The sequence below is a fragment of the Verrucosispora sp. SN26_14.1 genome (assembly GCF_004307965.1).
Taxonomy (GTDB): Bacteria; Actinomycetota; Actinomycetes; order Mycobacteriales; family Micromonosporaceae; genus Micromonospora.
This window is the reverse complement of record NZ_SISL01000040.1, coordinates 1-25,493: the sequence shown is the minus strand read 5'-3', so window position 1 is coordinate 25,493 and position 25,493 is coordinate 1. Positions and strand designations below refer to the sequence as shown.

The window sequence follows — 25,493 nt, the reverse complement described above, 5'->3', positions numbered from 1 at the left end:
GCGGTCGCCGTCGCCACCGCCGCCGGGTGCGGCGCCGCACCGACCGTCCTGTCCGTTCCCACGCCACCCGCTCCGGGCGTACCGGCCGACCCGGCCGCGCTGAACGCCGCCGACCTCGACGCCTGGCTCGACGGCCTGTTGCCCGCCGCGCTCCAGCGGACCGGCATCCCGGGTGCCACCGTCGCGGTCGTCCGCGGCGGCGAGATCCTGACCGCCCGTAGCTACGGCCACGCGGACACCGGCTCCGGCTCCGGCTCCGGCTCCGGCCAGGCCGTACCGGTCGACCCGGACCGGCACCTGTTCCGGGTCGGCTCGGTGTCGAAGCTGGTCACCGCCGTCGCGGTCCTCCAGCTCGTGCAGAGCGGCGACCTGGACCTCGACGCCGACGTCGACGAGTACCTGGACTTCACCGTGCCCCGCCGCTACGACGAGCCGGTCACCCTGCGGCACCTGTTGACCCACACCGCCGGATTCGAGGAGCGGGTCGCCGGCCTGATCGGCCTCGACGGTGGCAGCCCCGACCTGCGCAAGGCCCTGGCCACCGACCCGCCGGAGCAGATCTACCGGCCGGGCACCGTGCCCGCGTACTCCAACTACGGCAACGCGTTGGCCGGATACATCGTCGAGCACATCAGCGGGACGCGGTTCGAGGAGTACGTCGACCGCAACGTCCTGGCCCGGGCCGGGATGGCGTCGTCGACGTTCGCGCAGCCGCTGCCCCCGGCTCTGGCCGACCGGATGGCGAAGGGGTACGACGCCGCCGGCGTCGCCGGCCCGTTCGAGATCGTCGGCACTCCCCCGGCGGGCGCGTTGAGCGCACCCGCCACCGACATGGCCCGCTTCATGCTGGCGTTGACCGGCGAGACGGTCGGCGAGGGGCCGCTGCTCGACGCGCCCACCCGCGAGCTGATGCAGCGTCCCGGGCTCGACGCCACCTCGCTCGGCACCCTCGCGGACGGCCCCCGGATGACGCTCGGGCTCTTCGACGAGAGCCGCAACGGCCGACACATCCTCGGCCACGGCGGCGACACCATGTACTTCCACTCGCACCTGCAGATCTATCCCCAGGAACGGGCCGGCATCTTCCTCTCGCTCAACGGCGGTGGCCGGGGCCAGTTGGACAGCCACGAGTTGCGCCAGGCGGTGGTCAACGGCTTCGCCGACCGCTACTTCCCGGCCATGTCGGAGCGACCGGCGGGCGTCGACACGGAGACCAGCGCCGCACACGCCGCCGCCGCAGTCGGCACGTACACCGACTCACGCGGGATCCACAGCAACTTCCTGACCCTGATCGGTCTGGTCGGCCGGACCACGGTCAGCGTCGCCGACGACAACCGACTGCTGTTCGAGCCGGGCCCGCTGTCGGCCACCCCTGCCCTGTACGAGGAGGTGACCCCCTGGGTCTGGCGTGAGGTGGGCGGGCATCGCTTGCTGGCGATGCGGGTCACCGACGACCGGGTGACGGCGATCAGCTACGACTCCGCGTTCACCCTGCTGCCGGTCGAGCCGGCACGGGCCACGGCGGTGGTCGTACCGGTGCTCGGCGTCTCCGTCCTGGTGCTGGCGCTGACGGTGCTCTCCTGGCCGTTCGGCGCCCTCGTCCGACGGGTCCTCGGTCGGGCGCGTCGTGACCGGGCCGGACGCACCGCGCGGGTGCTCAGCCGCGTCGCGGTCGCCGGTGCGCTGCTCGCGCTGACCAGCTGGGCGGTGAGCGTCGTGGCCGTCATGGGGTTGCAGGACGTCTCCGCCACCTCGCTGCGCACCGTGCAGGCGCTCCAGTTGATCGGCCTGCTCGGGGTGCTGCCCGCCACGGTGCGGCTGGTCGACGACGTACGCCGTCGCGTCGGCTGGCACCGGATCACCGCCAGCGCCCTGATCCTGCTGGCCCTGGCCGGTACGGGCTGGTTCGCCGTCGAGTTCATGCTGCTCGCGCCTAGCATCTCCTTCTGACACGTCGATCCGGGACGGACCGGAGCAAGGATGTCCACCGCATGAGCACCCACCCTGATCCGCAGATCGAGGCGACGCCCCGGTCGCCCCGGCTGACCAGGCGGCTCGACGAGCAGCTCACCCGACTCGGCGTGACCGGCCGCTTCGCCCGGGACGGCCTGCTCGCGGCGGCGGTCACCGTGCTCACCCTGCTGCTGCTGGCGCTGCTGCTCTGGATCGTCGCACCGGCGGAGGGGCTCTCCGTCGACCCGGAGCGGGCCTGGCCGGTGCTCGGGCTCTGCGGCGTGCAGACGATGCTGCTCTGCCTGCGCCGGGTGCGTCCACGGCTCTGTCTCGCCCTGGTCGTCGCCCTGCAACTGGCGATCGTCGGGCTGTCCCTGCCGGAGATGTCGATCCGGGGCATCGCACCGTTCGTCGCCGCGTACACCGTCGGCACGCTGCGGCCGGTCCGGACGGCGCTGCTGATCGCGGGGGCCGCCACGCTGGTGGAGACGGCGGGGGCGGTGGTCACCACCGCCGTCCTCGCCGTCCCCGACGTCCTGCTCGCCGTGCTCGGCAGCTTCACCGCCAGTGCCCTGACCTACCTCGGCGCGGCCTTCGTCGGCGGTTACGTCGCCACCTACCGGCGCTACGTCGAGCTGGTCAAGGTACGCGCCGACGAGGCGGTCCGGGCACAGCGGGCAGGCGTGCAGGCGGCGATCGGCGCGGAGCGGTCCCGGATGGCGCGGGAGCTGCACGACGTGGCCGCCCACCACCTCTCCGGCATGGTGGTGCAGGCGGCGGCGGTGGAGCGGCTGATCGACCGCGATCCGGCGGCGGCCCGTGCCGGGGTGGCCTGGATCCGCGCCCAGGGCAAGCAGACCCTGGACAACCTGCGACTGGTGGTGGGGGTGCTGCGCGGACGGACCGGGGCGGACGCGGGCGACGGCACGGTCCCGGTGCCCGGCCTGGCCGTCCTCGACGACCTCGTCCGCACCGCCGGTGACCTCGGCGGCCCGGTCGGGTTCGTCCGGGAGGGGCAGCCGCGCGAGGTGCCGCCGATCGCCGACGTGGCGCTCTACCGGGTGGCGCAGGAGTCGCTCTCCAACGCCCGCCAGCACGCCCCCGGCGCCCCGGTCCGGGTGGCCCTGCGCTACCTGGACCGCCGGGTGACACTCGAGGTACGCAACGATCCGCCACCTCGACGGCCCGAGCCGGCCGCCCGCACCACCGGCGGCGTGGGCCTGGTGGGCATGCGGGAACGCGCCCAGCTCATCGGTGCCGAGTTCACCGCCGGGCCGACCGCCGACGGCGGCTGGTCGGTCACCGTGAGCCTGCCGACCGCATCGGAGGCCGCGCGCGCCGCGACGGCGACCGCGAAGGGGGACCCGACGTGATCAGGGTGATGCTCGTGGACGACCAGGCGGTGGTGCGGATGGGATTCCGGGTGATCCTGGAGCAGGCCGGGGACATCGAGGTGGTGGCCGAGGCGTCGAACGGCGACGCGGCGGTCGACCTGGCCCGCCGGCACCGGCCGGACGTCATCTGCATGGACGTCCGGATGCCCGGCGGCGACGGGCTCACCGCCACCCGCCGGATCGTCGCGGAGGCCACCGAGACGCCGCCCGCCGTGCTCGTGGTGACCACGTTCGACCTCGACGAGTACGTCTTCGGCGCGCTGGAGTCCGGTGCCAGCGGGTTCATCCTCAAGGACTGCGAACCCGACGAGCTGATCGAGGCGGTACGCCGCCTGGCCGGCGGGTACGGCCTCGTCGACCAGGCGGTCACCCGCCGGGTGATCAGCGAGTTCGCCCGCCGCACCGCCGCACCGCGCACCGACGCGGTGGCGGCGCACCAGCTCACCGCACGGGAGGCCGAGATCGTCGGGCTGCTCGCCCAGGGTCTGTCGAACGTGGAGATCGCCGCCGAGCTGTTCATCGAGACCAGCACCGTCAAGTCGCACCTCGGCCGGGCGATGGCCAAGATCGGCGTACGGGACCGGTTGCAGACGGTGGTCTGGGCGTACCAGAACGGTGTCGTGCCGCGCTGACCCACCCGCCGTCAGCGTCGACGGTCAGCTGACGAAGTCGCTGACGGCCTGCCCCAACTGGGTCAGTCCCGGTTGCTCGACGGGCAGGTGTCCGGCCCGCTCCAGCAGCACGAGCCGCTTGTCGGCGGCGATGCGGTCGAAGAAGGCACGGCTGAGCGCGACCGGCGTCCAGCGGTCGTCCGCCGGGTGCGTCATCAGCACCGGGCAGGCGGTGAACGCCTCCGGCTCCACCGGCGGGGCGGAGGTGAGGAAGGTCCGCAGGAAGCGGAGTGCGACCCGGTTGCCGCCGCCGGAGGGATCGGTGGCGACCAGCGCGGTGAGGGCCGGGTCGTTGCTCATCGCGCCCATGTTCGCGATCCAGCGCATCGGCACCCGCCAGGCGTCGAGCGGCCGGGCCGGGCCGAGCAGGGACGGCGTGACGCGGCCCATGGCCGGCAGACGGGTCATCCGCATCCGCGCGGTGACGTCACGCGGGTCCAGCAGGCAGGTGACGACCAGGCCGGCGACGTCGACGGTGGCGGCGACCGAGTACGCCAGCATGCCGCCCATGCTGGCACCGAGGAGGAAGACGGGACGGCCGTCGCGGGCCTGTTCCGCCGCCACGAGGTCGGCGACGCAGTCGATCCACTCCGGGTACGCCACCGGTCGGTCACCGCGGGTCAGTCCGTAACCGGGCAGGTCCGGGGCGAGCACCTCCACCGGGGCGAGATGGGCCAGCATCCGCGCGTACGGGGCGAGCATCCGCCCGTACCCACCGGCACCGTGCAGCAGGAGGAGCTTCACCGGGGCGTCCGGTGCGGCGAGCCGGTCCAGGTGCACGTCCAGCCCCCGCCAGCGCCACCACTCCTCGGCCGGGGCGTCGTCGACGTCGCTGCGCAGCCATGTGGGATAGAAGCGCTGGTAGTCGAGCCACCGGGTGACCTCCTGGTACGTACGCCGACCGGATTCCACACTCCACCTTTCATCGTTTTACCTGCTCATGGCTATGATATGAGGAATACCTCGCTTTGTTTACTCGCGTTTGGAGTCGCCCGGTGCCACCCCGGCCCGCACCGCATCAGCCCAGGAAGACGCCCCGGCAGCAGCGCGCCTGGCAGACCCGTCGGCGCATCCTCGACGCGGCGGCTCGCGTTTTCGCCGAGTACGGCCACGCCGCCGGCACCACCGACCGGATCGCCGCCGAGGCCCGACTCTCGGTGGGTTCGCTGTACCAGTACTTCCCGAACAAGGACTCGATCCTGCTGACCCTGGCGCTGGAACACGTCGACGAGACCGCCCAGGCGGTCCGGGTCAGCCTCGCCGGTCTCCCTGACGGCCCCGTCCCGGTGGACCGGTGGCTCCCGGCGGTGGTCGGCGCCTGCGCCGAGCTGCACACCCGCGACCCGCGCCTGCACCGGGTGCTGTTCGAGGAGTCACCGCGCCCGCCCGACCTGCTGGCCCGCTTCCACGAGGCCGAGCGTGAGGCGGCTGCCGCCGTCGAATCGTTGCTGCGGCGGGATCCCGACCTGACACCGGCCGACCCGGAGCGCAGCGCCCGAGTCGTGGTCGCGGTCGTCGAGTCGCTGGTGCACCGCTTCGTCGCACAGCAGCCGGACCGGATCAGCGAGCCGGAACTGACCGGCGAGATCGTCGCGGTGGTGACCGGCTACCTGGGCCGCGCGACCGTGAGCTGACCCGCCCGACGCGACCGAAGGGGCAACCCTGCCGCGTCGCCGTCGTCAGCCGTCGAGCAGACGCAGCGCGTTGCCGCCGGCGACGAGCCGGGTGGCGGTCTCGTCCAGTCCCGCCAGCGCCAGCGCCGACTCGACCCGCGCGCGGCTGGTGGCACGCGCACCGATCGGCCAGTCCCCACCGACCAGCACGTGGTCGGCACCGAGCAGGTCGGTGGCGAACCTGATCGCGGCCGGCGCGAACCCCATCGTGTCGAGATAGACGTGCGCGCGCTGCGACGCGGGCGCCGCCGATGTCAGGACCTCTCCCCCGTCGGTGGCGGCGGCCAGGGACAGGCCCGCGACCCCGAGCATCGGGAAGACCACGTGCAGCCCCGGCAGGTCGGCCAGCACGCCGTCGACCAGCAGCGACAGCAACGCGGCGGCGTTGATGGTGCCCCGGGCCAGCGAGGTGCCGAACCGGCCGAGACCGGCGAAGGCGGTGGTCATCGCCACCGGGCTGATCGGGTGCGCGAAGACGGGTACGCCGAGTTCCGCCGCGACGACCAGGGTGGGGCGGGCGGCCTTCGCGCCGAGCAGAAGCCCGTCGGTGGCGCAGTCCACGACCAGCCCGGACAACCCGAGGTCCCGTACGGCGCGTACCGCCTCGTCGGCCGCCGGCTCACCGGCGAAGGCGTCGACGGTGGCCAGACCTCGGAGGCGGTCCGGTGCGCTCGCCACCGCCTCGGCGAGGTGGTCGTTGAGCCGCCGCAGGTCGTCCGGGCGGGTGCGTTCGCCGTGCGGGGTCACCAGCGCCGGTGGCGCGCTGAGCACCCGCAGGTCGATGCCGTGCCGGCCGGTGTCGGCCAGCAGCCCCTCCAGGTCGGCGATCCGGCGGGCCAGCCCGCGCCAACGGTCGGCCAACTCCGGCGCGGCGTGCCGGGGCGGCAGCGCCGGATGGGCCGGACAGGCGTAGTGGGTGTGGAAGTCGGCGACGAACAACGGCGGCATCAGACCTCGATGAAGGTGTACGTGAAGCCGCGCTCGGCCCGGTGCACGTACCCGGCGGCGGGGAACGGGAAGTGCGTCGGCACCAGCAGGTCCCCGGAGTCGGCGGCCCGTTCCAGCAGGCGGCGACGCTGGTCGGCGGAGTCCCCCGGCACCACGCAGTACCGGATGCTCCACTCGGGACGCTCCAACTGCACCCCGTGGTGCAGCATGTCCCCGGCGAACAGGGCACGTCGGCCAGCGGACTCGACCACCAGATAGACGTTGCCGGGGGTGTGCCCGAACGCGGGCACGAGGTGGATCTCCGGCGTCAGCACGTGGTCGGCCGGCACCAGGTCGAGCACACCGGCGTCGCGCAGCGGCAGGATGCTGTCCGCGAGGTAGTCGCCGGTGCGCCGCATCGCCGCCGCGCCCTGCGGGCCGGTCCACCAGTCGAACTCCTCCCGGACCACCAGGTAGCGGGCGTTCGGGAAGGTCGGCACCCAGCCGCCGGAGCCGTCGGCGCTGGTGGCGAAGCCGACGTGGTCGACGTGCAGGTGGGTGAAGACCACCGTGTCGACGTCGTCGAGGCTGACCCCGGCGCGGGCGAACTGTTCGAGGAACGGCCGGTCGGCACGGTCGAAGACACCGCCGTTGCGCGGTTTGCCGTTGCCGCCACCGGCGTCGACCAGGATCAGCCGATCCCTGGTCCGGAGCAGGTGGGCCTCCTGGTTGAGCACGATCCGCCCGTCGCGGGTGAAGGGCTCGGCGGTGTAGAAGGCACCGTCGGTCCAGGACTCGGTCTCCAGTTGCGGAAAGAAGTCCGTCGGGAGCGGAAGGTAGTCGACCTCGCGGATCGGGAAGACCTCCACCTCGCCGACGGGGAAGGACCAGAGCGGGCCCTCTCCGCCGCCGGTGTCCTGCCAGCGTGGTGCGGTCTCCGGGGACTGCTCACTCATCGGGTCACCTCTGCTCGCGGGGTTTCGGGTTCGGGTGCGCGGCGGACCCGCGCGTAGACCTGGGCACGCAGTTCGCCGAAGCGGGCCGAGGAGCGGGTGCCGAGCTGGTCGCGGTCCGCCGGCAGGTCGACCGGGAACTCGGCGACGACGCCGGTCGGGGCGGCACCGAGGACGACGACCCGCTGGCCGAGGTACACCGCCTCGTCGATGTCGTGCGTGACGAACAGGACGGTCATCGCGTACCGCCGCCAGAGCGCGGCCAGCAGATCCTCCAGGTCACCGCGGGTCTGGGCGTCGACCGCGGAGAACGGCTCGTCCATCAACAGCAGCCGGGGCCGGTACGCGATCGCGCGGGCGATGGCGACCCGTTGCTGCATGCCGCCGGAGAGCTGCCACGGGTACGCCCGTGCCGTCTGGCCCAGCCCGACCGCGTCGAGCGCCTCGGCGACCGCCTCCCGGCGTGCGGCGCGACCGATGCCCCGGTGCCGCAGCGGCAGCTCGACGTTCTGCTGCACCGTCTTCCAGGCGAACAGGCTGCGGCCGTACTCCTGGAAGACCACGCCCAGGTCGGCCGGCGGCTCGGTCACCCGCTGCCCGGCCAGGTACACCTCGCCGGTCGAGGCGGGCAGCAGCCCGGCGACGATCTTCAGCAGCGTGGTCTTGCCGCAGCCGGACGGCCCGACGACGGTGACGAACTCGCCGTCGGCGACCGTGAGGCTCACCCCGGCCAGGGCGTCCACGGTGCGTTCCCGGGCCCGGTACGACTTGCCCAGCGCGACGATCCGCAGCAGGTCGGGTCCGACTGTCACGATGACTCCTCTCGTCCGGTGGCGCCTCGGTGCCACCGCAGGGCACGCCGCTCGACCAGCTCGAAGACCTTCGCCAGGGCGAAGCCGAGCAGGCCGAGCAGGAGTACGCCGCTCCACATCTGCGGGATGGCGAAGGTGCGCTGGAACCGGATCACGGTGAAACCGAGGCCGTCGGTGCTCATCAGCATCTCGCTGACCACCATGACGATGAGCGAGATGCCCAGCGCCTGGCGGGCACCGGCGAAGACCTGCGGGCTCGCGGCACGCAGGATCAGGCCGTGCCGGGTCCAGCCCGGCAGCCGGTACGCGGCGGCGGTCTCCAGGTGGACCTGGTCCACGGCCCGTACGCCGTCGGCGGTGTTCAGCAGGATCGGCCAGACCGCGCCCAGCACGATGACGATCAGTTTCGTGGCGTCGCCGATGCCGACCGCGACCAGCAGCACCGGGATCATCACCGGTGCCGGGAGCACCCGGAAGTAGGCGAGGATCGGGCCGGTCAGTGCGCGTACCACCGACCAGCGGCCGACCACGTAGCCGACGCCGACGCCGATCACCAGCGCTGCGGCGTAGCCGGTGGCGAGCCGACGCAGGCTCGGCACCACGTCGCGGACGAAGACGTCGGAGAGCCAGACCTGACCGAACGCCTCGACGATGCGGCGCAGCGGCGGCAGGAAGATGGTGGTGCTGTCCGCGCTGAGCACCCACCACAGGGTGAACAGCAGCACCGGCAGCCCCAGCGCGAATCCGACGGCGGAGGCCCCCCGGGCCAGGCCGGTACGCAGCGGGACGGATCGTGGGCCGGTCATCCGGTCGCCACCTCCCGCCGGGTCGCCACGTGCCAGTGCAGCAGCCGGCGCTCGGCCAGGCGGGCGCCCAGGTCGAGCAGGATCCCCACCCCGCCGGTCAGCAGCACCAGCGCGTACATGCCGGTGAACTCGCCGGACTCCTGGCTGCTCCAGATCAGCTCGCCGAGACCGGCGGCGCCCGTCACCAGTCCGCCGGTGACGGCCAGCGCGAGCGCCACCGAGACGATCAGCCGCAGCGCGGTGCCGAGGTACGGCAGTACCGTCGGCCAGGTGACGTGCACGACCCGGGCCAGCGTGCCGAGTCGCATGCTGCGGGCGGTGTCCACGGCCACCCGGTCCACGTCGCGCAGCCCGTACAACACCTGGAACAGCACGATCCAGAAGCAGGAGACCGCGACGAGCAGGACGGTGATCTGGGCGACGTCCAGCACCAGGACCAGCACCGGGATCAACACGATCGACGGGACCGGGCGCAGGAAGTCCAGGGTGGACGAGGTGACCCGCAGCAGCCACGGCACCGAGCCGACGGCGAAGCCGACGACGATCCCGGCCACCACGGCGATCACCAGGCCGGACGCGACGGCCAGCAGGGTGCGGCCGGTCGCGGTCCAGAACCGGGCCTCGGTGAGCAGGCGGAACGCCTCCGGGGCGACGGCGGAGAGCGGTGGCACGTGCAGCGGCGAGAAGAACGCGCGGGTCACCGCCTCGTACCCCGCCGCCGCGACCAGCAGCCCGACCACGCCGAGCAGCCGGCGACCGGCGACCGGGCCGCCGGCCGACCCCCGGGTGGGGGCCGGCACGCGGCTGCTCGTGGTCACGGCAGGATCAGCTCGTCGAGGTTCGGCGCGGTGCTGATCAGGCCGTCGCGTTGGGCGTACCCGGCCAGCTTCTCGGCGGCCTGCCGGCTCACCTCGTCCCGCCAACCGGTGATGGTGATGCTGTTCGCCACCTCGGGGGTGATCTGGGTGAAGGTGGGGATCTTCGCGCGCACCTCGTCCTCGTGCTCGCGGGCGTACGCGTACGCCTCCCGGATCGCGTCGCGGAAGGCCGAGACGACCTCCGGGCGCTGCCCGATGTAGGTGCCCGAGGTGTACCAGGCGGAGACGGTCAGGTCCTCGGCCAGGTCGGTGAAACCCCAGCCGACCGGCACCGCACCCTGCGCCTTGGCCGCCGACAGGAACGGCTCGACCACCCAGGCGCCGTCCACCCTTCCCTCGCTGATCGCGGCCGGGACCTGCGGGAACGGGATCTCGACGAGCTTCACCGAGTCGGAGTCGCCACCGGCGGTGCGGACCGCCTCGCGGGCGGCAGCCGCCGCGATGTTGGTCAAGATGTTCACCGCCACCGTCTTGCCTTCGAGCTGCTTGGGGCTGGTGATGCCGGAGTCGCCGGCCACCACGAGCGCGCCGTAGTCCGCACCGGCCTTGCCGGTCGACGCGGACGCGGGCACCACCGCCTTGACGTCCAGCCCCTGGGTGCGCGCCACGATCAGCGTGGTGAGGTCACCGGTGGCGAAGTCCACCTTGCCGGCCAGCACCGAGGGCACCGAGGTCAGGTCGGAGGTCTGGGTGTCCACCTCGACCCTTAGGCCGTGCCTGGCGAATATCCCGTTGTCCTGGGCGAGGTAGATCGGGGCGAGGTGTCCGAGCGGCGCGGAGGCCAGCCGGACCGTGGTCAGGCCGTCCGCGCCGTCGGCCGCGTCGGCGGAGTCGTCGGCGGCGGAGCAGGCCGCGAGGGAACTGGTCAGCAGCGTGACGGCGAGGACACCGGCCAGGCCGCGACGAAGGGCGGGTGTGGCGGGTACGTGCCGGAGGGTCCGGGTGGTACGGAACATGCTCTGTCTCGATTCTCAGGGGGTGAACGGGGTCGGTCAGAAGCGCAGACGCAGGTCGAGGTCGTTGACGTGCTCCGGGAAGGGCACCGGCCCGCCGAGCGGCTGGGCGCCGACGCTCGACACGGCCGCCTCCTCGATCGCCACCACCAGGCTCGCCGCGTGCTTCGCGTCGTCCCCGGCGACGAGCAGGCCGTGGTTGCCGAGCAGGACGCCGTAGGTGTCGGGGTGGGCCCGGTAGGTGTCGGCGATGGCCCGTACCGCCTCGGCGGTGCCACGCGGTGCCCAGGGTGCGACCGGGACGTCGACGGCCTGGCCGTGCACCAGCAACGCCTCGTACCGGGCGGGCAGGCTGGTCGAGGCGAGGGCGTAGCTGGTGGCGTAGGGCGAGTGGGTGTGGATGACGGCGGCCACGTCCGGGCGGGTGCGGTAGACGCCGACGTGCATGGTGAGGATGGCGGCCACCGACGGGCTGGGCGTGCCGAACAGCACCTCGCCGTCGAGGTTCACCACGACGACCTCGTCGTTGACGGTGCGTAGTGCGGGTACGCCGACGCGCAGGTCGTCGGCGGGCCACGGGCGCAGCAGCTCACCGGCGTTGATCGCGAGCAGGTCGTGGTGGCCCGGCAGCCGGACGCTGATGTTGCCGTGTCCGCTGGCGGACATCGCCGAGGCGGCGAAGATCCGGTTGATGCCGGTGGTGAGGTCGGTCCGGGCGGCGGCCAGTTCGTCGGCACCGAAGGGTGCGTCCCGCAGTGCCGAGGGGGTGGGGATGTGCTGAGTCATGACGTCACTGCCTTGTCGTTGTCGGGGTGCCGGTCGACGCACCGTGCGGCGGGCAGGCGAAGGCAGCGTCCGAGGTCGGACGCGTGCGTGTACCGGTGCGTGGGGTGGGGGAATGCCGTGGCGCGGGCCCTCGGCGATCTGCGGCCGGGTCAGCGGCAGGGACAGAGCGCGCTGCCGGTGCGACCGTGGTCGACCGCGCGGCGGGCGGTCAGCGGCGTTGGCATAACCCTAGTATGCCCCTAGGATTTGCAGGAGATCAAGCCGGTGAACGCTGTGACCTGCACCCCAGCCCCCACCCCCGCCCCGCCTCCGCCACGACAGGACCCCCACATGCCCAAAATCAACGTGTACCTGCCCGACGCGCTCGCCGAGCGGGTACGCCAGGCCCGGTTGCCGGTCTCGCGGATCTGCCAGACCGCGCTGACCCAGGCGCTCGACGGCGTCGACCGGGCCGCGCACGACGCGGTCGCCGACCTCGCGCTGCCCGAGCCGGTCGACCTGGCACCGCCGCCCAACCACCACGTCGCGGCGATCCTGCGCCAGGCGTACGACGTCGCGGCGGCTCGCGGGGCGGCGCTCGTCGAACCGGTCGACCTGCTCCAGGCGTTCCTCGACGAGGGCGAGAGCCTGGTGCTGAACGCCGTCGAGCTGCTCGGCTTCCCGGCCGCCTCGATCCAGGCCGCGATCGACGGAGCCGTCGGCCGTCGGCCGGGAGGGGCCCACACCCCGCGACGGAACGGCGGGGTCACGCCACCCGCCTTGAGCGCCGATGCCCGCACGACGGTGACCACGGCCGCCACCCAGGCCGCCGCACACGGGTCCGCCACCATCGCCGGCAGCCACCTGCTGCTCGGGCTGATGACCGATGACGGCACCGCCGGCACGGTACTGCGGGACGTGGGGGTCACCAAGGTGGTCACCCCCGCCGTCCTGTCCGCGCTCTACTACGGTGCGACCTTCGGCCGGGTGACCACGGACCGGGACGCGGACACCGCCTCGCTCCGGATCATGATGCTCGACGTGCTCGACCGGCTCGACCGGCTGCACCACCAGATCACCGGGCCCGCGCAGCGTCGCTGAGGCTCCGGCCGCTCCCCGCGCCGCCTCACCCGTCCGCGTCCGCTCACCGGCCGGAGTCACGTCGCTGCTCCCGAGTGGTCCCCTTCGACGCCTTTGCTCTGCTTCAACGGACGCACAGGTTTGCCGCTCTGATCGTTGCGCCGGTTGAAGCAGAGCAAAGGGGACGCAGGGCAGTAGTCGGCCGGGGCGGATCCGGTCCGGGGTCCCAAAGTCTGTCGAGCACGGCGCGGGCTGCCGGCGGGGCATCGGCCCGCTGGTGCGGTTCGCGAGGCGTTCGCCGGTCCCGGCGTCCGGGTGCCGTACGGTGTATCGATGACCGACTTGGTGGCGACCATCCGAAGGGTCTGCCTGGACCTGCCCGAGGTCACCGAACGCCCCAGCCACGGCACGCCGGCCTGGTTCATCCGGGGCAAGAAGTCCTTCGCCCAGGTGTGGCCGGACGGCCATCACCAGAACGACTTCCCGCACCTGTGGTGCGCCGCGCCACCGGGCTCGGCAGAGGAGCTGATCGCGTCCGCCCCGCAGACCTACTTCCGTCCGCCCTATGTGGGGCATCGGGGCTGGGTGGGCGTACGCCTCGACACCGGTGTGGACGAGACCGAACTCGCCGAGGTCGTCGAGGACGGGTACCGGGTGGTGGCGCCCAAGACCCTGCTCGCCCGGCTCGACGCCCGCTGAGAGGCACCGGTTCGACGCCCGCTGAGAGGCACTACCGTGGGCCCGGTCGGCGGCCGGGCCCACGGCGTGCGGCTCACTGGAACGACACGTCGTCCAGGTACAGGCCGTCGGTGCCCGCTGCCGTCTCGACATAGAGGCGGGCACCGGTCAGGCTGCCGCTCCACGACACGGTGGCGGTGCCGGTGAGCTGGGTCCAGCCGTTCGCGTTCACCGTCGCCGCCGGGGTCAGCTGCACGTAGTTCGTGGTGCCGTCGGCGGTCACCGCCAGCGTCGGGCGCACCGACGGGGTGCCGCTCTGCGACCGCACCCAGAGCGTCGTGGTGTACGTGCGGCCGTTGGTCAGCTTCGACGTCACGTCCTGGCTGGGGCCGTTCCACGACGCGGTCCGCCCCGAGTGCAGCAGCGAGCGCGTGCCGCCCCGGACCACGCTGGTGTTCGACGCCAGCGTGCCGGCGCCGAAGACCGTCCAGCCGGTCGTGCCGCTCTCCATGTCGCCGTTGGTGACCAGGTTGCCGCCGGTGCCGGTGCCGCCGGTGAAGCGCCAGTTGTTCATGTTGAACAGGTAGCCGCTGCCGCCGGTGAAGCGCAGGTACAGGTCGCGGGTGCCGGTGGCGCCGCTGACGTTGCAGGTGGTGTTCGCCCAGTTCTGCCAACCCCCGGTGCCCGGCACGGCACAGGTCCCGACCAGCGGGCCGGTGCTGCTGTCCAGCCGCAGCTCGATGGTCCCGCCGCTGGTGCCCGAGGCCACCCTGGCGGTGAAGGACGAGGCACCGGTGCCGAACGCGACGCCCTTGACCCGGATCCAGTCGCCGTTCTCGATGAACCCGACGTTCATCCCGCCCTCGCTGGACACCTCGGTCTCGATGCCGTTGGCCCAGTCGATGGTCTCGGCCTCCTGCGTCACGTACGGGTTGAGCGTGCCCACCTGGGGCGGCCCGGCGGTGGTCATGTTCATCGTCGGGATCGACCCGTCGGCGTTGTAGGTGAAGCGTTCCACCGCCACCGACCTGGTGTAACCGCCGCCGCCCGGCAGCGCGCCGTTGTGGTAGAAGAAGTACGAGTTCCCGGCGAAGTCGATGATGCCGGGGTGGTTGGTGAAGCTGCTGCCCTGCCTCGGCATGACGGTGCCCCGATAGGTCCACGGGCCGGTCGGGCCGGGGGCGGTGGAGTAGCCGATGAACTCCGAGCAGCACTCGGCGGCGAAGACGTTGTAGTAGACGCCGTTGCGCTTGTAGACCCACGGCCCCTCCTCGTAGAGGGTGGGTCGGCTCGCGTTGCCGGTGCGGGTGCCGAAGCCGGCCGTGGTCAGCGGGATCTGGGTCGGGCTGCCGGAGAACGAGATCATGTCCGAGTTCAGCCGGACGTACCACAGGTTCGGGTTGCCCCAGTAGAGATACGCCTGACCGTTGTCGTCGATGAAGGCGTGCGGGTCGATCTCGTTGTTGCCGACCAGCGGCCGACCCAACGCGTCGCGGAACGGCCCGGTCGGCGAGCTGGAGACGCCGACACCGATCACCATCTGCCCGTTGGAGCGTTGCCGCACCGGCACGTACCAGTAGAACTGGCCGTTGCGGGGGACCACGTGCCCGGCCCACGCGTTGGCGTCGGCCCAGGCGAACGTCCCCAGGTTCATCGGGGACCCGTGGTCGGTCCAGTTCACCATGTCGGCCGAGGAGAAGACCCGCCACTCCCGCATGGTGAAGTAGGTCGAGCCGTCCTCGTCGCGTCCGGTGTAGAGGTAGACCCGGCCGTTGTGCACCAGTGGCGCCGGGTCGGCCGTGTAGACGTGCTGCACGAGCGGATTGTCCGCCTTCGCCGGAGCGGCGAAGAAGATCACCATCATCAAGGGAACCGTCAGCCAGGCGATCCCACGTCTGGCTCTGGCGCTGCGCGGCAGCGCGGACACGAAGCTCACAACGGACTCCTGTAAGGGTGGTGGCGCGCTCGCCGGACCAGCCGTACGGGGACGGGAACGGCGGGACGAGCGGTGCCGGTCGACCGTGACCGAGGCGGTGTTAGCGACAACATCAATTCCTCGGCTGCCCGCCGGAGAGCCGCAGAGGGCGTGCTCACCATCACCACCGATGGGAACGCTAACATGTGAGCGATCACACGAACAAGGACAGGCATCTATCTCTTGGCGCGTCGGGCGGGAGCCCGGCACCGCCCCGCACCACGGCCGCCGAGGGGGTGCCGACCTGCACCCGTTACGGTGGCAGGCGTGTCGAGGGCGGGGTGGGTGACGGTGTGGTCGAGCTGACCTGGCACGGTCACAGCACCGTGTGGATCGAGGACTCCGGCACCCGACTGCTCACCGACCCGCTGCTCCGCGACCGGCTCGCCCACCTGCGGCGGCGACGGGGACCCACTCCCCGGTTGTCGGCCGCACCGGACGCCGTACTCGTCTCGCACCTGCACGCCGACCACCTGGACCTCGCGTCGCTGCGCCGGCTGCCCCCGGACACCCGGCTCGTCCTCCCGGCCGGGGCCGCGCCGCTGGTGCGGCGGGGCCTGGGCGCGACCGCCGACCGGTACACCGAGTTGGCCCCCGGCGAGGCGACCACGATCGGCGAGGTCACCGTCACCGCCGTGCCCGCCGCCCACCCCGCCGGACGCGGCCCCTGGTCGCGGCACCAGGCACCGGCCATCGGCTACCTCGTCGAGGGGCGGGCGCGGACCTGGTTCGCCGGGGACACCGGCTTCTTCGCCGAGATGGACTCGCTCGGCCCCCTCGACCTGGCGCTGATCCCGGTCGGCGGGTGGGGACCCACACTCGGCCCGGGCCACCTCGACCCGGAGGGCGCGGCCGAGACCGCCCGGCGGGTGGCGGCGGCGTGGGCAGTACCGATCCACTACGGCACCTTCTGGCCGATCGGGTGCGACCGGGTCCGGCCGGACCGGTTCTTCCAGCCGGGCGACGACTTCGCCCGGCACGCGCGACGGATCTCCCCCGACACCCGGGTACGCGTCCTCCAGCCGGGTGAGTCCCTCACCGTGCCCGGCGCATGACGGCGGCCCTCGGCACGCTGGCGTGGCTCACGCTGGTGGTGATGTTCGGCGCGGTCGTCCCGGTGGTGCCCACCGGGGCGGCGGTCAGCGGTGCCGCCGCCCTCGCCGCCCACCAGGACCCGGTGACCGTGCTCCTGGTCGTGTTCGCCGGGGCGCTCGGCGCGTACCTCGGTGATCTGGTGGTCTTCGCGGTGCTCGGCTGGGGCGGCGAACGCATCGCCCGGCGACTGCGCTGGCTGCGCGGGCCGCAACGGCTGGACCGGCTGTCGGCACGGGTACGCGAGGGCGGCGTCCCGATGCTCCTGGTCTCCCGGCTCGTGCCCGGCGGCCGGTTGCCGGTGCTGCTGGCCGCGGCGATGGCCGGGATGACCTGGCGGCGGTTCGCGGTGGCGAACCTGCCCGCCGTCCTGCTCTGGTCGGCCCTCTACGCGATGATCGGCGTGCTCGGCCGGGCCATCTTCCCCGAGCCGTGGCAGAGCGTGCTCGCCGCGATCGTGCTGGTCCTGCTGGTCACTCAGGGGTGGAGCCTGCTGGGGCGACGCCGGCCCGAGCCGGCTCATCCACCGGCGACGCCATAGCCGGTAACCGCACTCCGGTCTCCCCCGGACGCGGTCGGGGGGTCGGCTGACCCGGCCGGCCCGCCGGAGCGAGCCCGTCCCCCGCGTCGGACCCCGCCGTCGTACCGGCGGGCCCCTCCGCCATGCCGGACCGGGTCGGTGCGTCGCCCTCCCCGTGCGCCGGGTCATCGGGCTCGTCGGGGCTGCGCAGGCCGAGCCGGGACAGCCAGTCGAGCAACTGGCGGTGCACCGCGTCCGGGCCGACCAGCTCACCCTCCTGCGGCCAGTCGGCGGGATGCACCAGCAGCGCGTCGTTCTGCCAACCGCCCAGGCCGCCGTGGCTGCCGACCAGCTCCTCGAAGGCGGTCACCTCTTCCAGGCCGGGGTCCACGGAGCTGATCAGCACCAGGTCACCGACGTGGTCGATGCCCTGGTGCCGCAGCAGGTCGTGCCGGGCCCTCGGCCCGTACGGCAGCAGCGGGTCGTCGCCCTCGACGTGCCCGTCGGTCAGCCGGTGGGTCCCGGACCGGCCGACCGCCAGCGCTCCGGCGGCCGAGTCGACGACGACCACGCCGACGCCGGGATGCGCGGCCAGACCCGCCACCAGCCCCGGCGTCACCTCGTCGAGGCGCTCGCGGGTGAGCCGCCCCGGATGCCGGGTCAGATAGACCATCGCCAGATTCCCGGAGGCCACCACCACGGTCTCCGGTTCGGTACGCCCCGACGCGGCAGCCTGCTCGTGCGTCGGGTGGGTCGTCGGGTGCGGGCCACGGGCCGCCTCCGGCCGGGCACGTACCGCCATCCGGGTCGCGGTGGCGGTCACACCGCTGCGGCCGGACACCTCGCTGAGCAGGGTGTCGACCCGGGCCTGCTCCTCGGCGTTGCGGGTGGTCTCGTGCTCGCCACCGGCGAGCGCCGCGTCCCGGCCAGGCCCACGTGGGCGTCGGCGCGGTGCCGGCGCGGGCTCGTCGACGCCCGGGGCGACCAGTCGGGACACCACCTGGGTCAGGGTCTCGCCGTACCGCTGGCGGAACGTCGCGCCCTGGCTCTGGCCGTGGTCGCTGAGCACCACGATGTGATAGCGCCGCGTCGCCTCGGCGGCCAGCCGTTGCAGGATGCCGAGGGTGTGGTCGAGCGACTCCAGCGCCGCCATCGCCTCCGGCCGGGCCGGGCCGGCGTGGTGGGCCACCTCGTCGTAGTCGACGAAGTCGCAGAAGACGACGGGGGCGCCCCGGGCCATCTGCTCGGCGATGAGCGACACGTTGAGATCGCTGAGCAGGCTGGCCAGCGGACGCAACGCCAGGTAGGAGCCGCCCCGGTCGGCCCGGGGCTGTACGCCGCGCACCCGTCGCCGCCGGGCGGCGTGCAGTTCCCGCAGCACCTGCCCGGCACCGAGCACCACCGTCCGGGCGAAGCCGTACGGGCTGGTCATGAACGCCGCATAGCCGGGCGTGGAGCGGCCGGGCAACCCGGCGTGGCTGACCGTCAACAGGGTGGTGGGGGCGTCGCCGGAGAAGGCGGTGCTGATGCTCACCCCACCGTCGCGCAGCAGCCCCCGGCCGGTGGAGATCCGCCGCTCGACCTCGGCCGCGTCGCGGGGACGACTGGTCACCACGAGCCGTCCGGGCGGCACGGTCCCGTCGGGGCCGGCTGGTGCCTTCTCGTACCAGCGGTAGGCCGGCACCCGACCGAACTCGCCGTGCAGCAGGCCGGCCTGGGCGGCGGGCGTGGTGGCCGGCAGCCCGGTGTGCCAGCGGGTCATCCGGTGGCTGCGTGATCGCAGCCACCGGCCCATGGTGGGCAGGTTGCCGGCCCGGACCGCCCACTGCAGCACCGGGGCGGCCACCCCGTCGAGCTGGATGACGAGCATGCCCTCGGTCGGGACCTCGCCGGGCGTGTCCCGCCGGGCCGGTCCGCTGCGGCGCCAGCGCCACCAGCGGCGACCATCACGGTCGGTGGAGCGCCGGACCCGGCTCATCAGCCGCAGCATCTCGCTGACGAAGGTGTCGTCGGTGCCGGCGTCGGCGAGCCAGTTGACCACGGCGGCCAGCGCCACGGCGAGCCAGGCGGCGGCGAACGCGACGGCGAACCCGGCGACGTGCGCCTCGGGGGCCAGTTGCAGTGCCACGTACATGACGACGGCCTGGACGCCCACGCCGATGGTCAACGCACCGAGTCCGCCGAGCGCGGTGGCCAGGGCCAGCAGCACCGGCCGCAGCACCGCCCCGACGCCGGTGACCAGGGCCACCAGCCAGAGCAGGCCGACCAGGCCGCTGATGGTGACGCCGGGCAGCAGCCAGAACGTCGTGCTGAGCACCAGGAACGAGGTGACCATGCTGCGCACCAGGGCGCGTACCCGGGCGAAGGTCGGCCGGTAGTCGCGCAGCACCCGCAGGGCGACCCGGACGGGTTCGGGCAGAGCGCGGCGCTCGGCATCCACCTGCGGTTCCATGCCGCCACCATGTCACACGGCACCAACAAGATCGAAAAGCCGGACCCGGGTTCCCGGCCGGTGGTGGACCCGCGCCGCGCGGACGGTCAGGGGTCGAGACTGGTGGCGTTCTCCGGCGGCCCGGACAGCGCGGTCGTGATCCATCGGCGCTGGGTCGCGTCCCACGACAGGAGCAACCAGCCGGGCCGGTACGGCGGCAGCGGGAGGTTCTCCAACCGCAGTGCCATCTCTGACGTGACCTGTTCCGGCAGCCGCAGCACCACCCGCGCGGCGGCAGCGGTGAGCGTGACGGTGCCCTCGGTGCGGATCTCGTCCTGCACGTCGCGGCGAGCCCGGCGGGACAGTCTGTCCCGGATCAGCTGGTAGACGTCCTCCCCCGCCTTCGTGGCCAGCGCCTGGACGAACGGCAGCAGGGTGGACCCGGCCAGCGCGCCGATGAGGAGTTCGGTGGCACCCCGGTCGGTGTCGTCACGTCGATCGGTCACATCGACCATCGTGTCACGGACCGACGTGCAGGAAGGGCGCCCAGAGCGCGGGCCGGTCCGGTTGCGCGGCGCGCAGCGTACGCACCGCCTGGTGCAGGGCCGACGCGGCGTCGTCGGCCCCGCTCAACCGGGCGTAGAAGTCGGCCGCGACGCCGGGCGCGACGGCGTCGTCGATCGCCCACGCGGTGCCGACCACGTGCCGGAACCCGGCGATGTGGCAGGCACCGGCCACGTGCAGCGCCTCGTCGTCCAGGTCCTCGTGGGAGACCCCGGTGTCGCACGCCGACAGGTAGGCGATCTCGGCACGCGTCAGCCGCAGCCGCGCGATGTCGGCGACGGTCAGCGGGGCGGCGGCGTGGTCGTGCAGGACGAGATGCCCGTCCGCGCTCCCGTCGGCGGCACTGACCGCGTGACCGGCGAAGTGCAGCCACGGGTGCCGGGGCAGCGCGTCGAGCACGGCCTGCCGGACCGCGCGCGCACCGAGGAGCACCGCGCTGCCCGGATACCGGGTGGTCAGCATCCGCACCTCGGCCGGCACGTTCGGCAGGTCGCCCAGTCCCGGCGTCTGCGGCAGGGCCACCACCAGCGGCGCGGCCGTCCGGGCCGCCGGGCGGGATCGCCAGGCGGTGACCAGGCTGCGCACCGTCGGCGCGTACGAGGAGACCACCCGGTCCAGCACGCCCGGTCCGTCCGCCGGCCCGGCGGCGTGCAGCGGGAGGCTGGTCAGCGGCCCGGTCGGCACCCACCACAGCCGCGAGCCGGGCGGCGGCGCGAGCACGTCGAGCACCGGCGCGGCGACGGTGACCCAGAGCCAGTCCAGCGTCTCGGCGACCGTGGACCGGGCCTCCTCGCGCAGTGGGGCGGGCAGGCTCGGCCGGTGGGTGCGGGTGACGGCCGCGCGCAGCCGCCGGGCCCGGTCGACCACCTGGTCGAGACTCAGCCGCAGCGGTACCACCCGCACCCCGCCCCCGGCGAGCACCAGGGCGTCGCACCGCAGCCCACTGATGTTGAGCACCACCACGGGACCTCGCCGGGCGATCTCGGCGAGCAGGTCGTCGACGGGGGGCGGGCGCAGAAACCCGGCGAGATCGTCGACGCCCCGGATCTCCTCCAGCAGCGCGTCCCAGTCCCGGGCCAGCGCGTGCCGGTCCTCGCCGGGCACCGTCAGGTCGTCCGGCAGGGAACTGAAACCGATCCCTTCCGGCCGGTCGAACGCGTTCCGCACCGCCTCGAAGCGGTCCGCCAGGTCGGCACGCCGTCGACGCAGCTCGGTCAGCTCGGTCCGGGCGTCCAGGGCGTGCCCGAGCAGCACGCCCCGGCCGTGTTCGAGCAGCCGCAGCGCGTCGAGCGGGTCACCGGCCGAGATGGCGCAGGCGGCGGCGTCCCGGGCCAGACCGACGAAGGCACCCAGATGCCGTTCCCGGTCGGCGTGCGTGACACGCCTCGGCGCGGTCCGGGGCAACAGCTCGACCGCCAGGTGGTACGCCTGCCGGGCCCCGGCGAGGTCCCGTCCCCGGCTGCTGGCGAGGAGGGCGTTGGCCCACCGTCGGGCGGCCTCGACACGTACGCGGACCGGTGCGGTCGGGTCCCGCGCCACCCGCCGGAGGATGGTGATGGCCTCCTGGTACGCCTTCGGCTCGCCGCTCACCGCCCACACCGTCAACGCGGCGGCCTCGCCGAGCAGGGCATCGGCCCGCAGGTAGTGCCCCTCGGGCACGGCCGCCGCCGCGTCCCGGGCGGCACGGGCGAGCCGGCGGGCCTCCCGGAGACGGGGTACCTCGGCGGCGAGTCGGGTCACCTCCGCCCGTCGGATGCCGGCGAGCACGAGCATCCGCTCCGCCCGGTTGGGGTGCCCCTCGGGCGTGGCCCGCACCGCGTGCTCGGCGAGCCGTCCCGCCTCGGCCAGGTCGGCCGGGTGCCGCCCGGCGGCGTACCGGTCGACCAGGACGAGCGCGAGGTTCGACTCGAACCGCGCCCGCAGCGGGTGTCGGTCGCCGGCCGCCGCCACCGCCTCACGTCCCCGCTCGACCGCCTCGTCCAGCAGGACCCGCTCCCGGCCGTTCGTCGAGCGGTACCGCAGCCGCAGTATCTCGGCGAGGTTGGAGAGCATCCCGGCGAGGTCGTCACCGGGCCCGGCCGCCGTGACCGCCTCGCGGGACACCTCGACCGCCTCGGCGAGGGCGGACGAGTCGTCGTACCGCAGCGACAGGGTGAGCAGCCCGTCGGCGAGGTTGGTCAGCCGGCCCGCGCGGCGCGGATGGGTGGGACCGGTCGCCGCCAGCGCCGCGCGGACCTGGGTCACCGACTCGACCAGGTCCGCCTCGACGCCGGTACGCCGCCAGCGCAACCGCAGCACACCACCGAGGTTGGCGTGGAAGGACGGCGTGGCGGGGGTGCGCTCGTTCGGATACATCGCCAGCGCGTCCCGGAACAACCCGACCGCCGCGTCCAGGTCGGCCAGGTCACCGAAGCGCTCGTAGCGGGACCAGCGGGCCGTCCCGAGACCGTTGGCGGCGGTGCTGCGGATGTCGACGTTCCGGGCGACCCTCAGCACCTCGGTGAAGACGGCGAGGGCGAACTCCAGGTCCCGCAGTGACCCGGTCCGCTCGTAACTGTCGTGGTGGGCCTCGGCCTGACCGCAGGCGCCGACGAGGAGGTGGTACTGCGGTGTCCCCCAGGCGTCGGGGATGCCGGTCACCGGTCGGGCGGAGTGTCGGGCTCCGACGACAACCGTCGCGCGAACGCCTCACCCAGCGGGTCGCCGATCCGGCGGAACCACTCGGCGGCCTCCTGGTTGCGTCCCTGACCCATCAGATAGAGGGCGAGGTTGGCCATCCCGTCGGTGCTGCCGGCCTCGGCGGCCCTGCGGAACCACTGCGCTGCCTCGTCCGCCCGGCCGCCGAGCTTGAGGGTGATCCCGAGACGGTTCATGTCCTCCGGTGACCCGCCCTGGGCGGCCTGCCGAGCCGCCGTCTCGGTGGGCAGTGGGGTGACGCTGATCCCCGGCCCCAGCCCAGGGCCCGGCCCGGCCGACGGTCGCGCCTCACCTGACGGTCGTTGCGTACCCGTCGGTCGTCGCGCACCCGACGGTGGTGCCTTCCGCTTGCGCCACCGACCGAACATCGCGCACCCCCGGGACATCGACTGTCGTCCAGTCTTCACCGGGCCTTCACGCCGTGCAGTCCCCGAGGAGGAAACCCGACACTGCCCGCCGCCCCTCGCCGGGCGGACGGCGGCGGTCAACGGACGGCGGCCTCGTCGAGGTCGACGGCGAGCGACTCCGGCGCACGCATCCGCCAGGCGTCGGTCACCAGCTCGGCGAGTCGGTCGACCCCCACCGCCGCCAGGCGCAGCATGACCAGGGGCAGCCCGTCGTAGCCGGGGGTGGTGAAGAAGAGGTCGGGCTCGCCGAGCAGCAGGGCCTGCTTCTCGGCCTCGTCCCCGACGAAGAGCACGGCCACGTCGGTGCGGATCACGCGCGGCTTGCCGGGCCGGCGCTCGGGGTAGGACCAGACGAACCCCTTGTCGGCCACCCGGAAGTCGAAGCCGTCGCTGTCGTTCTCGACCACGTGGGGCAGCGCGAGCGCCAACCGACGGACGTCGTCCGCGTCAGCCATCAGGACCCCTTCCGTCCGCACGGTCGCGACACGACGACAGGCTAGCCGCCGGGTCGGACATCACGGCGACTCGGCCGGGACGCCGTGGTCGGCGGGCGGTCATTCGCGGGCCCGTTCCTCGGTCGCCCTTACTGTCGGCCGGTGCGGCACCACGCTTCCCGTGCCGGTCGCGCCTGCCGGTACGACGACGGCGGGGGCAGGACCTCTCGGTCCCGCCCCCGCCGGTCAGGCGCCTGTGCTCAGGAGGTGAACTTGTCCAGGGCCAGCTCGATGGCGCCGTTGTCCGGCTGGGCGTACGACTTCAGGGTCTCCCGGTTGTAGGAGATGAAGCTCGGGCAGCGCCCGGCCGGGGCGTTGATCCGACCGCCGTCGCCGACCTTCTCGCCGGTCTGGGCGTTGTGGAAGGTCAGGGTGTAGCGCGAGGAGATGTAGTCGACCGTGATCTGCTTGTCGTCGCGGTCCTTGTACTGGCACTTGCGCGGCTCGCCCTCGCTGCCCTGCACGAAGGTGAGGCAGCCGACGACCGAGACGGTCGCCCAGTCGGAGGTCCGGGCGTAGTACGGCTTGTTGAAGCCGACCGACTTGCTCAGCCAGGAACCGGGGCGGTCCGGGTTGTTGGCGAAGGTGTAGACCTTGGCGCCCTTGGGGGAACTGTACGGCGCGGCGTTCAGCACCGGGTTGCCGTCGCACACCGCGTTGAAGTCGCTGGAGTTGCGGGCCGTGACGGCGTTGTTGTTGCCGTTGCCGCCGTCGTTGTCCGGCTCGGCCGGCGTCGGCGAGGGCTCCGAGCCTTCGCCGCCGCCGTTGTCGCCGTCGGGCGAGGGGCTGGTGCTGGCGGCGATCTGCGTGGGCTCGTCGTCGTCACCGAGCATGAAGTAGCCGATGGTGCTGCCGCAGGCGACCAGCACGGCCATCACGGCGGCACCGATGCCGAGGCCGAGCCAGACGTTCCGGTTACCGGACTTCTGCTGGCCCTGGACGGCGTAGGGCGGAGGAGGGGGCGTGGGTGCGCCGTACGGCGATGACGGGTACCCCGGGGCGCCAGGCCCGCTCGTGGGATATCCCGGCGCGCCGGGCCCGCTCGTGGGGTACCCGGGGGCACCGGGCCCGCTCGTGGGGTAGCCCGGGGCGCCGCTCGTGGGGTAGCCGGGGGCGCCCGGCCCGCTCGTGGGAGCACCCGGCGGCATCGGGTAGCCCGCCGGACTGCCGGGCGGCATCGGCGGCGGACCGGGCGGGTTACCCCACGGGGCGGCGTTCGGGTCCGGCTGCCCTCCGTACGGAGAGTGGCTGTCGCTCATCTGAAACCCTTGTCAAGTCGAGAGGCTCACTACCGATGATCAGAATCAGGGTAGTGAGCAGCGCAAATCGTGGTGGCACACCTGTGCCACCGTCCCGTGCCGTGGACACGTCACCCACCGGAAACAATCACTCTGAGTATCCACTGTGCTGCCGTCCGCGAATCTCGCGCTTCCCGCCGCACGGAAACGGGCAATCATAGGGACCCAGCGTGATCTTTGCCATACGGCAAGCGAGGCAACGATCCGGCAACGATCCGGGACATCGACGAACCCTTCCAGGCTCCTGATCGCGCGTTCAGGAATGGCGTTTCCTGGTCCGGGGTGGACGCACACGGCGGTGTGGGCCGCGCCGGTGGCGGGTACCAGAGCGACACACCGGCGACGAGGAGGACGACATGACCGAGCCCCGCTACACGCCGATCGCGTTCGCCGCGGCCGGCGATCTCGCACGCACCGACGGCGACCCCGATGCCGGCGAGGTGGTGGGCGCGGACGACGCGGCGGCCGACGC

At 73.2% G+C, this 25,493-nt stretch carries 23 protein-coding genes; 8 read left to right on the top strand and 15 right to left on the bottom strand.

The features are described from left to right. From EYA84_RS06725 to EYA84_RS06715, 3 genes are all read left to right on the top strand, one after another. A partial coding sequence (locus tag EYA84_RS06725) for a serine hydrolase (RefSeq protein WP_131052142.1) occupies positions 1-1,950 on the top strand: 1,950 nt, incomplete at its 5' end. A 41-nt stretch (positions 1,951-1,991) separates the two neighbouring features. Then, positions 1,992-3,326, top strand: a complete 1,335-nt coding sequence (locus EYA84_RS06720; RefSeq protein ID WP_131052141.1) for a histidine kinase — start codon at positions 1,992-1,994, stop codon at positions 3,324-3,326. Between the two features lie 8 nt (positions 3,327-3,334). Continuing rightward, positions 3,335-3,979: a response regulator transcription factor gene (locus tag EYA84_RS06715; protein WP_201272317.1), complete on the top strand. Its 645-nt coding sequence runs from the start codon at positions 3,335-3,337 to the stop codon at positions 3,977-3,979. Between the two features lie 24 nt (positions 3,980-4,003). Here the strand turns inward: EYA84_RS06715 and EYA84_RS06710 are convergent, their stop codons facing one another. Further along, positions 4,004-4,930, bottom strand: coding sequence for an alpha/beta hydrolase (locus EYA84_RS06710; protein WP_131052139.1), 927 nt, complete (start codon positions 4,928-4,930; stop codon positions 4,004-4,006). Positions 4,931-5,013: 83 nt separating this feature from the next. Here EYA84_RS06710 and EYA84_RS06705 point away from each other — a divergent pair, with 83 nt between their 5' ends. Continuing rightward, positions 5,014-5,652 (top strand): TetR/AcrR family transcriptional regulator, encoded by a 639-nt coding sequence (locus EYA84_RS06705; protein WP_161594917.1) that lies wholly within the window; start codon positions 5,014-5,016, stop codon positions 5,650-5,652. Positions 5,653-5,697: 45 nt separating this feature from the next. On the opposite strand, the gene EYA84_RS06700 is transcribed toward EYA84_RS06705, so the two are convergent. Genes EYA84_RS06700 through EYA84_RS06670 form a run of 7 tightly spaced genes read right to left on the bottom strand, consistent with a single transcriptional unit; the run spans position 5,698 to position 11,806 of the window. Continuing rightward, positions 5,698-6,639 carry an amidohydrolase family protein gene (locus tag EYA84_RS06700; protein WP_131052137.1) on the bottom strand — a complete coding sequence of 314 codons (942 nt, stop codon included), beginning with the start codon at positions 6,637-6,639 and terminating at the stop codon, positions 5,698-5,700. Then, positions 6,639-7,574, bottom strand: coding sequence for an MBL fold metallo-hydrolase (locus EYA84_RS06695; RefSeq protein WP_131052136.1), 936 nt, complete (start codon positions 7,572-7,574; stop codon positions 6,639-6,641). Before EYA84_RS06695 ends, EYA84_RS06700 begins: the two co-directional genes overlap by 1 nt. Beyond that, positions 7,571-8,383: an ABC transporter ATP-binding protein gene (locus EYA84_RS06690; protein WP_236145630.1), complete on the bottom strand. Its 813-nt coding sequence runs from the start codon at positions 8,381-8,383 to the stop codon at positions 7,571-7,573. Before EYA84_RS06690 ends, EYA84_RS06695 begins: the two co-directional genes overlap by 4 nt. Continuing rightward, positions 8,380-9,189, bottom strand: a complete 810-nt coding sequence (locus EYA84_RS06685) for an ABC transporter permease (RefSeq protein WP_131052135.1) — start codon at positions 9,187-9,189, stop codon at positions 8,380-8,382. Before EYA84_RS06685 ends, EYA84_RS06690 begins: the two co-directional genes overlap by 4 nt. Beyond that, positions 9,186-10,007 carry an ABC transporter permease gene (locus EYA84_RS06680; RefSeq protein ID WP_201272316.1) on the bottom strand — a complete coding sequence of 274 codons (822 nt, stop codon included), beginning with the start codon at positions 10,005-10,007 and terminating at the stop codon, positions 9,186-9,188. The genes EYA84_RS06685 and EYA84_RS06680 overlap by 4 nt, the downstream gene beginning before the upstream one ends. After that, complete coding sequence (locus tag EYA84_RS06675) at positions 10,004-11,023, bottom strand: ABC transporter substrate-binding protein (RefSeq protein WP_131052134.1); 1,020 nt, start codon at positions 11,021-11,023, stop codon at positions 10,004-10,006. The genes EYA84_RS06680 and EYA84_RS06675 overlap by 4 nt, the downstream gene beginning before the upstream one ends. A 36-nt stretch (positions 11,024-11,059) precedes the next feature. After that, positions 11,060-11,806: a class II aldolase/adducin family protein gene (locus tag EYA84_RS06670; RefSeq protein ID WP_131052133.1), complete on the bottom strand. Its 747-nt coding sequence runs from the start codon at positions 11,804-11,806 to the stop codon at positions 11,060-11,062. Positions 11,807-12,136: 330 nt separating this feature from the next. On the opposite strand from EYA84_RS06670, the gene EYA84_RS06665 reads away from it, so the two are divergent. Further along, positions 12,137-12,886: a Clp protease N-terminal domain-containing protein gene (locus EYA84_RS06665; RefSeq protein ID WP_131052132.1), complete on the top strand. Its 750-nt coding sequence runs from the start codon at positions 12,137-12,139 to the stop codon at positions 12,884-12,886. 312 nt (positions 12,887-13,198) lie between these two features. Next, positions 13,199-13,564 (top strand): MmcQ/YjbR family DNA-binding protein, encoded by a 366-nt coding sequence (locus tag EYA84_RS06660; RefSeq protein WP_131052131.1) that lies wholly within the window; start codon positions 13,199-13,201, stop codon positions 13,562-13,564. Between the two features lie 73 nt (positions 13,565-13,637). Here the strand turns inward: EYA84_RS06660 and EYA84_RS06655 are convergent, their stop codons facing one another. Then, on the bottom strand, positions 13,638-15,407 hold the full coding sequence (locus EYA84_RS06655; RefSeq protein WP_131052130.1) for a family 43 glycosylhydrolase: 1,770 nt from the start codon (positions 15,405-15,407) through the stop codon (positions 13,638-13,640). A gap of 392 nt (positions 15,408-15,799) precedes the next feature. Here EYA84_RS06655 and EYA84_RS06650 point away from each other — a divergent pair, with 392 nt between their 5' ends. Together EYA84_RS06650 and EYA84_RS06645 are read left to right on the top strand one after the other, a co-directional pair. After that, positions 15,800-16,573 carry an MBL fold metallo-hydrolase gene (locus tag EYA84_RS06650; RefSeq protein WP_236145629.1) on the top strand — a complete coding sequence of 258 codons (774 nt, stop codon included), beginning with the start codon at positions 15,800-15,802 and terminating at the stop codon, positions 16,571-16,573. Further along, positions 16,570-17,151, top strand: coding sequence for a DedA family protein (locus EYA84_RS06645; protein WP_131052129.1), 582 nt, complete (start codon positions 16,570-16,572; stop codon positions 17,149-17,151). Before EYA84_RS06650 ends, EYA84_RS06645 begins: the two co-directional genes overlap by 4 nt. On the opposite strand, the gene EYA84_RS06640 is transcribed toward EYA84_RS06645, so the two are convergent. The 6 genes from EYA84_RS06640 to EYA84_RS33375 form a co-directional block, all read right to left on the bottom strand. Continuing rightward, the gene (locus tag EYA84_RS06640) at positions 17,084-19,582 is read right to left on the bottom strand and encodes a phage holin family protein (protein WP_236145628.1); all 2,499 of its coding nucleotides are present in this window, start codon (positions 19,580-19,582) and stop codon (positions 17,084-17,086) included. The genes EYA84_RS06645 and EYA84_RS06640 overlap by 68 nt on opposite strands. Before the next feature lie 86 nt (positions 19,583-19,668). Then, positions 19,669-20,067: a hypothetical protein gene (locus tag EYA84_RS06635; RefSeq protein ID WP_131052128.1), complete on the bottom strand. Its 399-nt coding sequence runs from the start codon at positions 20,065-20,067 to the stop codon at positions 19,669-19,671. A 13-nt stretch (positions 20,068-20,080) separates the two neighbouring features. Continuing rightward, on the bottom strand, positions 20,081-22,765 hold the full coding sequence (locus EYA84_RS06630; RefSeq protein ID WP_201272315.1) for a CHAT domain-containing protein: 2,685 nt from the start codon (positions 22,763-22,765) through the stop codon (positions 20,081-20,083). Then, positions 22,762-22,998: a tetratricopeptide repeat protein gene (locus EYA84_RS06625; protein ID WP_131052127.1), complete on the bottom strand. Its 237-nt coding sequence runs from the start codon at positions 22,996-22,998 to the stop codon at positions 22,762-22,764. The genes EYA84_RS06630 and EYA84_RS06625 overlap by 4 nt, the downstream gene beginning before the upstream one ends. Positions 22,999-23,306: 308 nt before the next feature. Continuing rightward, positions 23,307-23,684 (bottom strand): MmcQ/YjbR family DNA-binding protein, encoded by a 378-nt coding sequence (locus EYA84_RS06620; RefSeq protein ID WP_131052126.1) that lies wholly within the window; start codon positions 23,682-23,684, stop codon positions 23,307-23,309. Between the two features lie 239 nt (positions 23,685-23,923). Next, positions 23,924-24,601, bottom strand: coding sequence for a hypothetical protein (locus tag EYA84_RS33375; protein WP_236145627.1), 678 nt, complete (start codon positions 24,599-24,601; stop codon positions 23,924-23,926). Positions 24,602-25,493 lie beyond the last annotated feature (892 nt).

What these genes read in the sequence shown, in the direction of transcription:
- EYA84_RS06665 (WP_131052132.1), top strand. Translation starts at nt 12,137, where the DNA reads ATGCCCAAAATCAACGTGTACCTGCCCGACGCGCTCGCCGAGCGGGTA.
- EYA84_RS06670 (WP_131052133.1), bottom strand. Translation starts at nt 11,806, where the DNA reads ATGACTCAGCACATCCCCACCCCCTCGGCACTGCGGGACGCACCCTTC.
- EYA84_RS06720 (WP_131052141.1), top strand. Translation starts at nt 1,992, where the DNA reads ATGAGCACCCACCCTGATCCGCAGATCGAGGCGACGCCCCGGTCGCCC.
- EYA84_RS06715 (WP_201272317.1), top strand. Translation starts at nt 3,335, where the DNA reads ATGCTCGTGGACGACCAGGCGGTGGTGCGGATGGGATTCCGGGTGATC.
- EYA84_RS06675 (WP_131052134.1), bottom strand. Translation starts at nt 11,023, where the DNA reads ATGTTCCGTACCACCCGGACCCTCCGGCACGTACCCGCCACACCCGCC.
- EYA84_RS06695 (WP_131052136.1), bottom strand. Translation starts at nt 7,574, where the DNA reads ATGAGTGAGCAGTCCCCGGAGACCGCACCACGCTGGCAGGACACCGGC.
- EYA84_RS06620 (WP_131052126.1), bottom strand. Translation starts at nt 23,684, where the DNA reads ATGGCTGACGCGGACGACGTCCGTCGGTTGGCGCTCGCGCTGCCCCAC.
- EYA84_RS06700 (WP_131052137.1), bottom strand. Translation starts at nt 6,639, where the DNA reads ATGCCGCCGTTGTTCGTCGCCGACTTCCACACCCACTACGCCTGTCCG.
- EYA84_RS06645 (WP_131052129.1), top strand. Translation starts at nt 16,570, where the DNA reads ATGACGGCGGCCCTCGGCACGCTGGCGTGGCTCACGCTGGTGGTGATG.
- EYA84_RS06660 (WP_131052131.1), top strand. Translation starts at nt 13,199, where the DNA reads ATGACCGACTTGGTGGCGACCATCCGAAGGGTCTGCCTGGACCTGCCC.
- EYA84_RS06625 (WP_131052127.1), bottom strand. Translation starts at nt 22,998, where the DNA reads ATGAACCGTCTCGGGATCACCCTCAAGCTCGGCGGCCGGGCGGACGAG.
- EYA84_RS06685 (WP_131052135.1), bottom strand. Translation starts at nt 9,189, where the DNA reads ATGACCGGCCCACGATCCGTCCCGCTGCGTACCGGCCTGGCCCGGGGG.
- EYA84_RS06640 (WP_236145628.1), bottom strand. Translation starts at nt 19,582, where the DNA reads ATGGAACCGCAGGTGGATGCCGAGCGCCGCGCTCTGCCCGAACCCGTC.
- EYA84_RS06655 (WP_131052130.1), bottom strand. Translation starts at nt 15,407, where the DNA reads ATGATGGTGATCTTCTTCGCCGCTCCGGCGAAGGCGGACAATCCGCTC.